Genomic DNA, 8973 nt, shown 5'->3' on the forward strand with positions numbered 1-8973 from the left:
CCGATTAATTATTATCTACTAGGGCCAAAGCGTCGTTGATTACCTTTTCTGCGTCCTTTATTGGTGCCGCAACCGGAACCTTCAAGATTTTCTTGCCTGCGAAGCGTTCCTCATCCCGTACCTTTGTATCAACAGCAAAAATGACGACTTCGCCAATTTGGCAATCTTTCTCCGTTAACGCACCATCAATTCCTGTTGCGCCTTGGGTCTCTACTTTCAATAAGTAGCCCTTTGCTTTTGCTTCTTTCTTCAAGGCTTGAGCCGCCATAAAGGTATGGGCGATCCCAGTCGCACAAGCTGTTACTGCAATAATTTTTCTTTTCATCTTCTTCTCCTCCTGCTATCCTAAAATTTCAACGATTTCCGCTGCATTTTTTGCTTCATTTAATTTTATAATGACCTCATCATCCATCAATTTGATAGCGATCTCAGACAAAATTGATAAATGGGTATTGCCTTGTTCACTATCAGGGATGGCTAACATAACGACCAGTGAGACTGGTTTCTCATCCAAAGATTGCCATTCGACCTCTTCGGTTAATCTGGCAAAGGCAATCGCGGGTTCTTTTACTGCTGTCGATTTTCCATGAGGAATTGCGATTCCATTTCCCACACCCGTCGTGGAATGAACTTCTCTTTCTAAAACGGCCGAAACGAAAGCCTGCTCATCAGTTAAAAGAGCCCCTTTTGCGAATAATGACGCCATTTTTTTGATCGTTTCTTCTTTTGATTTAGCCTCTAACACCAAATCGACCCTATCTGTATGCAAAACCTCTAAAACTTTCATTCCTATAAGCCTTCTTTCAAGTAATCTAAAATTTGTTGTGCATCACCTTTTAACAAATAACCTTTTTCATTTTCATCGATAATCGTTAACAGCGAATCAAAGATTTTTTCTAATTGCTGCGGATCTTCATCCTTTACACACAAGAAGAAAACAAATCGGACTTGGGTGCTTCCCCACGAAATTTCATTTTTCAGCCGTAAAAAACAGATGGCTGATTTTTTGACATAACGAGGATTGGCATGCGGCGTCGCAAATTTATCAAAAGACGTGTAAGAAAAATGTTCCCGCTCTTTCGCACTCTCGATAATGCCCGCTTTGCCGTAGCCCTTTTTGATCAGCTCTTCGCCCATAAACGAGATAGCTTCCTCCAGCGTTTGATACGCTTGGTCTAGGAAAATCAGCTCTTTTTTGATCAAACGGCTAAACTCAAAGTTTCTGAGCCGCTCCTTTTGTCCCTCCTGCAGATAATATTGAATCTGTTGGCGATCTACCTGACTCAAGATAGGCGAAACGATTAATAAATTTTCCGCCGGCAAAGAAATATTCACCGTGGAAAGTACCAGATCCTCAGTAATTTTCGCCTGATACAATTCTTGGACCGAGAGGATTCGATTAATACTTATTTCAGGAAATGATCGTTTGATCCGTGCCGCTAATAATTGCGAAGTCCCTTTCCCGCTGCTGCAGACAAGCAAAACCTCGACTTTCGTTTCCGCTGTTCTCAACTGTTCTCTGTAGGCCTGCAAATGGACTGCCATGTAGGCAACCTCATCCTCTGGGATAAACAGGTTATATTGCTTTTCCAATTTTCTTTTTAGCGTAAGAGCCTCATCAAAAGAAAGTGGAAAATTCTTTTTTATATCCCTTGTATAAGGATTATTGACCGGCAGTTTATTCAGAATTCGCTCTAAAGCAAATTTGATATGTCGAGCTAGTGCATTTACAGCCGTTGGATCGTCCAGCAAGGTATATTCAAAAATCATTTCACTGATGATCCGTTCTTCCGTTGCCGCTTCATTCGTTGACACCTGATTCAGCTGATCAAAATATATTTGAATGTAGCCGATTTCAATTTCCGGTATTTGAATATCAAAGGTCTTTTCCAAATCGAGGATCAAGGATTCTAGCAATGCGTTAGCTTGGCGGTCTGGCGCTTGCAGCTCGCCAATCAATTGATTGTCTTTGATCCGCTCCACAGTAATCAGCAAATGCAGAATCAACGATTGATAGTTCAAATCACTCATCTTTATTTTGTTTGAAGAAGTAAAGTCTTGAAGAATCAGATTGATCTGTTTCAAATAATCCACATTAACAAAAACCTGAGCAAATTTTGGAATTCCTTCTATTAAATGGAGAAATTGCCCATCTTGATTAATGATCTGCCAGTTTTGTCCCCAAAAGTAATGAATCAAATCCAGTGCCACTCTTCTCCGCTCATACTCCATAATATTTAAAAAGGAGCCTTTGCCGGGAATCTTTTCGATCGCTAGATGAAAATGGTCGAAAATCTCATAAACCTGAATCATGTCCTTTTCTAAGGTAGTCTTACTGACAAACAATGCGTCTGATAACTGCGCCAAAGTAAAATAGCCTTGATTATTTAAGATATTGAAGCACAAATATTGGACGCGCTCTTCTTTTGTACTCGGAACCTTTTGTTCGGTTGGATGAGTGTATAATCGATTGAATGTTGTTTTATCTCCTATGATCGAAACCCCGATTTTAGGTTTTCGACTAAGTGACAGCTCACTTCCTTCCAAAAATTCTTCAATTTTATCTAATGACTTTGAAACGGTTTTATTGGATAACTGCATGTGTTTAGAAATTTGAGTGATCGTCAGCCGATTACTTTTCAATAATATGTCGAACACTTCATAGTCTCGTTTATCCATTGAATCCACCCATTCCCTTTCTTGAATTAATCATAGCCCGAAAGCGTTTTTAAGAAAACGTTGTCTTTTTCCCTAATCAATCCGGTAAAAAGTTGGTGCTGCTTTGCTTTCAGGGAAAAAATTATACTATTCCATTTTATGATGCATGCTTAAAGCACTTTTTACTTTACCATTGGTTGCCGCTAAAACAAATCAATGTTCTTCGCAAAAAAACTGCCCCCAATCGTTTATATTAGATAAACGATCAGAAACAGTCTTCCCAATTTTTTAAGAAAAAAATTTGCTAAGCCTGATGCCGCTTTACTTTCTTCTCCAAAGTTATCGTTGAAACCAATAAAATACAACCAAATAAAAACAATAAGTAAGGAAAAATCACCAAGGTAAAGCGTTCTGCTAGAAAACCTAAGACAGGCGGCAAACAGGTCGTTCCAGTATAAGCTAACGCTAGCTGCAAGCTCATGATTCGTGCAGAATCTTTAGTGCCGAATCGTTCCGGCGTTTCATGCAGCATGGTTGGAAAAATCGCGGCCGAGCCTAATCCGGTAAAAATAAACCCGACGGCAGCGAAATTCCCGCTGCCTAAAAATAGAACGACGACTCCTCCCAGCAACAGCAGCTCACTCAAATACAATATTTTTCGACTCGATAAGAAAAAAGTGAAAAAACCGGCTGCCAAACGTCCGACAGTCAAACTCGCATAATAGCCTGAAGTCATAAATGCGGCTGTCGCTACTGGAATATCCTTCACTCTGACTAAAAAGCTGCTGCCCCATAATCCCATACATGCTTCGATCCCCACATAAAAAACAAAGCAGATCAAAGAAAAAATGATGCCTGGACGCTTAATCAAAGTAAGCATGGAATCCTGCATTTCACTAGCATGGGGAATTTCCCGCGGCTGCTTCCACTGTTTTCGAGAGAAAAAGACGATGACTACTAGCACAAATTGCAGACAGACTAAAATAAGATAACCGCCCCGCCAATTTTGATTCTTCAAATAAAATCCCATAATAATCGGCCCCAACGTTGCCCCTATCCCCCAAAATCCATGCAGCCAATTCATATGATGAGCTTTATAGTGCAAGGCGACATAGTCATTGACTGCCGTATCGATCGCACCGGCACCCAAGCCCAGCGGGAGCGCACTGATAATCAAAAAGAAAAAATTTTGCGAGATCGAAAATCCGCAAAGTCCGATCACCGTGAAAAAAATGCTGCACACGATCAAATTACCAACGCCAATCTTTTGAATCATTCGATTGGTTTGAAAACTAGAAAAAATCGTTCCCATCGAGATCACCATCGCGATGATCCCAGCAGAACTGGCGGCGACTTGAAATTCTCCATTCATACTAGGCCACGCGACTCCCAAAATCGTATCCGGCAATCCTAAACTAATAAATATTAAATAAATCAACCCTAAAAACAAGACACTTTTCTTCATTGACTCCCTCTCTCTTCTGACTCTTTTCAAAGAGACACAATCTTATTGTACAGGAGGATCAATTTTTTTAAATAGTCTTTTACAGAAAAAAGGATTCATTACATCCCGTGAAAATCTATTCCACATGCTCGCTTTGAAAGCTCATGGTAATCACTAAACACTCATCCTGATAGCTTCCCTCAATCGTCCCGTTCATTTTCTCCACCAGTTCTTTTACAATCGTCAAGCCTAATCCGCTGCTCATACTATTGCTGTCTTGAGAAAAAAAGGTGAACTTATCAAACAAATGAGGCAGATTCGCTGCATCAAAATCCGTTGTTTGATTAGAAAACGAAATATACGCCCGCCCATTTTTAATATAGCTATGGATCGAGGCACTGCGGGTCTTGTGCTTCAACAGATTATCCAGCAAATTCTGAAAAATATGTTCAACCGCGGTATGATTTGCTAAAACTAGCAGATCTTGTTCTAAAGTCACGTCAAGTTCAATGTGATTTTTTTCAAAGTCAGGATAATAAAAGGCCAAGGTTTCAGCTAAGATCGTATGGATATTTAATAGTCCCAACGTTAATTGATAATCCTTCGAATCCAGTTTAGATAATTCAAAGAAGCTGTTGATCCGCTCATTCAGTACTTCGATTTTTCGATCAACGATCGTTAAGTATTCCGACTGCTTTTTGTCTGGCAGATCCTTCAAACTCAACATTTGGATATAGCCATGAATCGAGGTCAATGGGGTTCTCAGGTCATGCGACATGTTCAAAACAAGCTCCTGCAACTCTTTATTTTTCCGATTGGTTTGCTGCTCCAGCATTTTCTTCCAGTGAATGAACTGATTCATCTCATCGATCAGCTTCACTAGGTCAGGCTCTTGAAATTCTGATAGCAGTAGCTTGTTTGTGTCATTGTCCTGAATCAGTTCCAGCTGCTGATAAATATTTCTCAGCTCTTTTTTCATCAGAAAAAGGTAGCCCGCTAAAAAAAGGATGATCACAATCAATATGATTACCAAAATTCCCATTGCCCTCAACTCCGTTTTTTCTTAATTAGCGAATCTCTTTTTTCCGAAAAACTGTATAACCCAAAATCAGCGAAAGAACCGTCATTGATAAGCCGATGATGATCGTTCTGAATATATCTGCATTTGTCAGCAGATGGATGTGTGCCACATAATTCAAGCAGGTGATTGGTTCAAAATCAGCAAATCGTTCACTTTGAACAAATACACCGACGAAAAAAATAACCGTCTGGTAAGAAAATACAATCGCAGTCACCGCTGAACTGCTCTGTAACAGAATCCCCAACAACAGCATAACACCAACGAATCCCATATACATCGGAACTTGAAGACCAATGATTTTCAACATCATGATAAAATCATTGAAGTAAAAACTGCCGGAAAAACCGTGAAAAATCTGATTCATCAATAACCCTACGAGACAATACAGAAGCGGCATCAGACAAGCCAAAATCGAGCAGAAAATAAATTTAGCCAAATAAAGTTGGATGCGTGAATACTTAAAGGGCACACTATTTTTTATCGTTCCCCATTTAAAATCCGAAATAAAGCTAAACAGAACAACTGGAATCAAAAAGTAAAAGAGAAAATTTGAGAGTCTCAACTGCTGCGCCATAATCCCTGAACCATTTGGTGCAAATGACATCGCATTTGTGTTTTTCATATCGGAAACGAGCGTTAGCGTTCCGTGTCCTCCTGAAGCCGAAGCCATCAGGTTTCCCAAAAGCAAGAAAATTATCCAACCAAGTAGAATACCTAACCAGATTTTACTTTCTCTGAGACGGTAAAAATCTGCTTTAAGAATGTTTAACATTTTGGTTACCTCCCTCAGTCAAATTTAAATAGTAGGATTCCAACGACAAGCCTTTACGCTCGACCTCTTTGACTTCGACTCCGTTTTTAACCAGCGCTGGTATCACCCGCTGGCTTTCATTGATGCAATCAAACAAGCGAATCCGCTGATCGTCCAGAATTTGATAATTTTCAGTATGAATCGTCTGTTCCAATACAAATGAAGCTTTTTTTGTATCATCGACTTTCAACAATAAATATTTGCCGCATTTTTTCTGTAAAGCAGGTTCCGATATTTCCTCAATCATTTTTCCTTGATGAATAAAGCCGTAAGTCGTTGCAATATGAGACAGCTCATTTAGGATGTGACTGGAAATAAGGATTGTTACATTGGATTCGTGATTCAACTTCAATAAAATTTTACGAAATTCCGCTAGTCCTTGCGGATCAAGTCCATTGAAAGGCTCATCTAAAATCAGCAGATCAGGATTATTCATGATAGCTAAGCCTAAAGCTAAGCGCTGCTTCATTCCTAACGAAAAATTCTTAAACTTCTTCCTCCCGGCATCGCCTAAGCCGATTTTTTCAAGCAGCTGACCGACGATTTCTTTATCCGTGATCCCTTTAAACTTAGCATAGTAGGTCAGATTTTCATGGGCTGATAAATAAGGATAAAAAGAAGGGCTCTCGATCAATGAACCGATCCGCTCTCTGTAGTTAGCTAAATCAGCCGGAGTGTTTTTACCAAAGAGCTCCAAGGAGCCAGAGTTTCCTTCAATTAACGAAAGAATGTACTTCATCGTCGTTGTTTTACCGGAACCATTCTGACCGACAAAACCATAAATATCCCCTCTTTGAACATTCATAGAAAAATCTGCTAATGCAGACTCCTTTCCATAAAGCTTGTTTAAATGATTGATGGCTACAATTGTTTCAGACATCTATTTTCATCTCCGTTTCTTTCTATTTATCATGTCGTAAAAGTTTTTTATCGTCCAAACTCAACTTATAAATAATCCAGAATCGCATGGATTAATATGGGCACGAACAAGGTCCCGCTTTGCTTATACGCATAAGCAAAAATCAAGGTGCCAAAAACTCCCTGTCCTAGTAAATTGTCGAAAATGTTGGCAAGCAGATCCATAAAGGAACCGTTTGCTACGATTGTCGGCAGCAGTCCATGCATTGCACCAAAGAATAATCCGCTAATGATAACGGCTTTCCAAAAACCATATTCTCGATCAATTATTGTAAATAGAAAACCTCTGAAGATAAATTCTTCCACAAATGCAACAACAATAAGGAAAAAGAAGGCTCGATAAATCCCCTTCACTGAGAAATCGCCATGTAATAAAAAAAGTCCTAGATAAACCACCAGTAGAGACACGCTCAAAAAACGCGAGTTAGATGTGAATCCTACTTCACTTAAGGACCTGCCTCTTATCAGCATAAAACCAAGAATCAAGAGAACAAACAGGAAATTTCCAATCGAGTCCGTCAGAAGCTTCAGCCAAACATTGTTCGCTGTAATATCATTTAAAGATATAAGATAATCATTGTTCCATAAAAAAGACATACAAAAATAAGAAAATACTCCGTAGATAAATGTTAGACCAACAGCTATTAATACCTTTTTATTCGATTTCATCATTTTCCCCTCCGTCTTATGCCTAAATTTCTGATAGTTTTCAGATTTTACGCACATTTAATGATGTCATCTATTAGTATAAAAAAGAACCCTAAAGAAGCTTGAAAGCCAAACATAAAGAAATCATAAAGGCGGTTCCAGCTTAAAGCCTGTCTCTTATACACATCTAGATGTGTATAAGAGACAGAATTAAGTGTATCACGAAAAAAATACGCAAAAAAAAGAGTCTTTTTGCTTTCCTATCCATCAAAGGATAATCAGTTAATTTGATTGTCTTTGAATTTCTCCATTCATACTAGGACAAGGGAATCCAAAAATCAAAGCCGATAATTTTTTTCAAATAAGGAACATTTCTTAAAGTCCTTTTGATATTTTTAATCGTAATACCACCTCCATAAAGTGATTACATTGTATTCACTTTATGGAGGTGGTATACTGATAGCGACTAAAAGGATGGAGGTTTTTATCATGAAAACAAGACGTCAAGGAAATGCCATTGTTTTAACTGCTGTCTCTTATACACATCTAGATGTGTATAAGAGACAGCATTTAATGATGTCATCTATTAGTATAAAAAAGAACCCTAAAGAAGCTTGAAAGCCAAACATAAAGAAATCATAAAGGCGGTTCCAGCTTAAAGCCGATCCCCCAAATCGTCTTGATACCCGCGCTTTTCCCCAGCTTTTTTCTAAGGTTGCTCACATGCACAGAAACCGTATTGGTATCAACCTCAAATTCGTCCTGCCAAACGAGTTCTAAAATTTTTTCCTTCGTAAACACCTGATTTGGTGCTTTGATCAACAGTGATAAAATATCAAATTCTTTTGATGTTAAGTTGATCGTTTTACCAGTAATTTTGACCGTTCGTTCTGCTTCAGAGAGTTCGATCTCACCAAAGGACAGAACCTGTGCGGATGGAATAGCCGCGGACATTTTTCCATACATCGCAATCGCTTTTTCGGTTCGTAAATACAGTTCTTCAAGATTGAACGGCTTGGCTACGTAATCATCCGCACCTAGCTTGAGGGTCGTGATCGTGGCTATCTCACGTTCCTTGGCTGAGACAATGATGACTGGAATGGGGCGTTTAGCCTTTAACAAACGCAATACTTCCTCACCATCCTTACCCGGAAGCATTAAATCAAGGATAATCGCATCAAACTGAAACTGATCAAATAATAAAAGTGCCTCTGTTCCAGAATAAGCTTGCTTGATCTCGTACTCTTTCAGCTCAAAAAAATCGTGTATTAATTTGTTTATTTCATTTTCATCTTCTACGATTAACAATTTCCGCAAGAAATATCCACCCCTTTTTTCTACGCATACTTAAATTAAGTGTATCACGAAAAAAATACGCAAAAAAAAGAGTCTTTTTGCTTTCCTATCCATCAA

General features: G+C 38.9%; 10 protein-coding genes. 1 reads left to right on the top strand and 9 read right to left on the bottom strand.

Annotation, left to right across the window (positions count from 1 at the left end):
- Window positions 1–4 precede the first annotated feature (4 nt).
- The 8 genes from A5875_RS20240 to A5875_RS20275 all read right to left on the bottom strand — a co-directional run bounded on the left by A5875_RS20240 (window position 5) and on the right by A5875_RS20275 (window position 7584).
- Window positions 5–325, bottom strand: a complete 321-nt coding sequence (locus tag A5875_RS20240; protein ID WP_088935367.1) for a PTS fructose transporter subunit IIB — start codon at window positions 323–325, stop codon at window positions 5–7.
- A gap of 15 nt (window positions 326–340) precedes the next feature.
- Window positions 341–787, bottom strand: coding sequence for a PTS sugar transporter subunit IIA (locus A5875_RS20245; protein ID WP_088935368.1), 447 nt, complete (start codon window positions 785–787; stop codon window positions 341–343).
- Between the two features lie 2 nt (window positions 788–789).
- Window positions 790–2679, bottom strand: coding sequence for a BglG family transcription antiterminator (locus tag A5875_RS20250; protein ID WP_088935369.1), 1890 nt, complete (start codon window positions 2677–2679; stop codon window positions 790–792).
- A 283-nt stretch (window positions 2680–2962) separates the two neighbouring features.
- Window positions 2963–4123, bottom strand: a complete 1161-nt coding sequence (locus tag A5875_RS20255) for an MFS transporter (protein ID WP_088935370.1) — start codon at window positions 4121–4123, stop codon at window positions 2963–2965.
- Window positions 4124–4238: 115 nt separating this feature from the next.
- Window positions 4239–5144, bottom strand: a complete 906-nt coding sequence (locus A5875_RS20260; RefSeq protein ID WP_088935371.1) for a sensor histidine kinase — start codon at window positions 5142–5144, stop codon at window positions 4239–4241.
- 25 nt (window positions 5145–5169) lie between these two features.
- Window positions 5170–5955, bottom strand: a complete 786-nt coding sequence (locus A5875_RS20265) for an ABC transporter permease subunit (RefSeq protein ID WP_088935372.1) — start codon at window positions 5953–5955, stop codon at window positions 5170–5172.
- Window positions 5939–6874 carry an ATP-binding cassette domain-containing protein gene (locus tag A5875_RS20270; protein ID WP_088935373.1) on the bottom strand — a complete coding sequence of 312 codons (936 nt, stop codon included), beginning with the start codon at window positions 6872–6874 and terminating at the stop codon, window positions 5939–5941. Before A5875_RS20270 ends, A5875_RS20265 begins: the two co-directional genes overlap by 17 nt.
- A gap of 65 nt (window positions 6875–6939) precedes the next feature.
- Complete coding sequence (locus A5875_RS20275; protein WP_176244766.1) at window positions 6940–7584, bottom strand: CPBP family intramembrane glutamic endopeptidase; 645 nt, start codon at window positions 7582–7584, stop codon at window positions 6940–6942.
- Window positions 7585–8049: 465 nt separating this feature from the next.
- Here A5875_RS20275 and A5875_RS24215 point away from each other — a divergent pair, with 465 nt between their 5' ends.
- Window positions 8050–8178 carry a hypothetical protein gene (locus tag A5875_RS24215; protein ID WP_254911914.1) on the top strand — a complete coding sequence of 43 codons (129 nt, stop codon included), beginning with the start codon at window positions 8050–8052 and terminating at the stop codon, window positions 8176–8178.
- Between the two features lie 18 nt (window positions 8179–8196).
- Here the strand turns inward: A5875_RS24215 and A5875_RS20280 are convergent, their stop codons facing one another.
- Window positions 8197–8877 (bottom strand): response regulator transcription factor, encoded by a 681-nt coding sequence (locus tag A5875_RS20280; RefSeq protein WP_088935375.1) that lies wholly within the window; start codon window positions 8875–8877, stop codon window positions 8197–8199.
- Window positions 8878–8973: the final 96 nt, after the last annotated feature.

The organism is Enterococcus sp. 3H8_DIV0648 (assembly GCF_002140655.1).
Taxonomy (GTDB): domain Bacteria; phylum Bacillota; class Bacilli; order Lactobacillales; family Enterococcaceae; genus Enterococcus_A; species Enterococcus_A hulanensis.

Bases quoted from the DNA above. Each gene is read 5' to 3' on its own strand.
- A5875_RS24215 (WP_254911914.1), top strand. From the start codon at position 8,050: ATGAAAACAAGACGTCAAGGAAATGCCATTGTTTTAACTGCTGTCTCT.
- A5875_RS20245 (WP_088935368.1), bottom strand. From the start codon at position 787: ATGAAAGTTTTAGAGGTTTTGCATACAGATAGGGTCGATTTGGTGTTA.
- A5875_RS20255 (WP_088935370.1), bottom strand. From the start codon at position 4,123: ATGAAGAAAAGTGTCTTGTTTTTAGGGTTGATTTATTTAATATTTATT.
- A5875_RS20275 (WP_176244766.1), bottom strand. From the start codon at position 7,584: ATGATGAAATCGAATAAAAAGGTATTAATAGCTGTTGGTCTAACATTT.
- A5875_RS20250 (WP_088935369.1), bottom strand. From the start codon at position 2,679: ATGGATAAACGAGACTATGAAGTGTTCGACATATTATTGAAAAGTAAT.
- A5875_RS20240 (WP_088935367.1), bottom strand. From the start codon at position 325: ATGAAAAGAAAAATTATTGCAGTAACAGCTTGTGCGACTGGGATCGCC.
- A5875_RS20265 (WP_088935372.1), bottom strand. From the start codon at position 5,955: ATGTTAAACATTCTTAAAGCAGATTTTTACCGTCTCAGAGAAAGTAAA.
- A5875_RS20270 (WP_088935373.1), bottom strand. From the start codon at position 6,874: ATGTCTGAAACAATTGTAGCCATCAATCATTTAAACAAGCTTTATGGA.
- A5875_RS20260 (WP_088935371.1), bottom strand. From the start codon at position 5,144: ATGGGAATTTTGGTAATCATATTGATTGTGATCATCCTTTTTTTAGCG.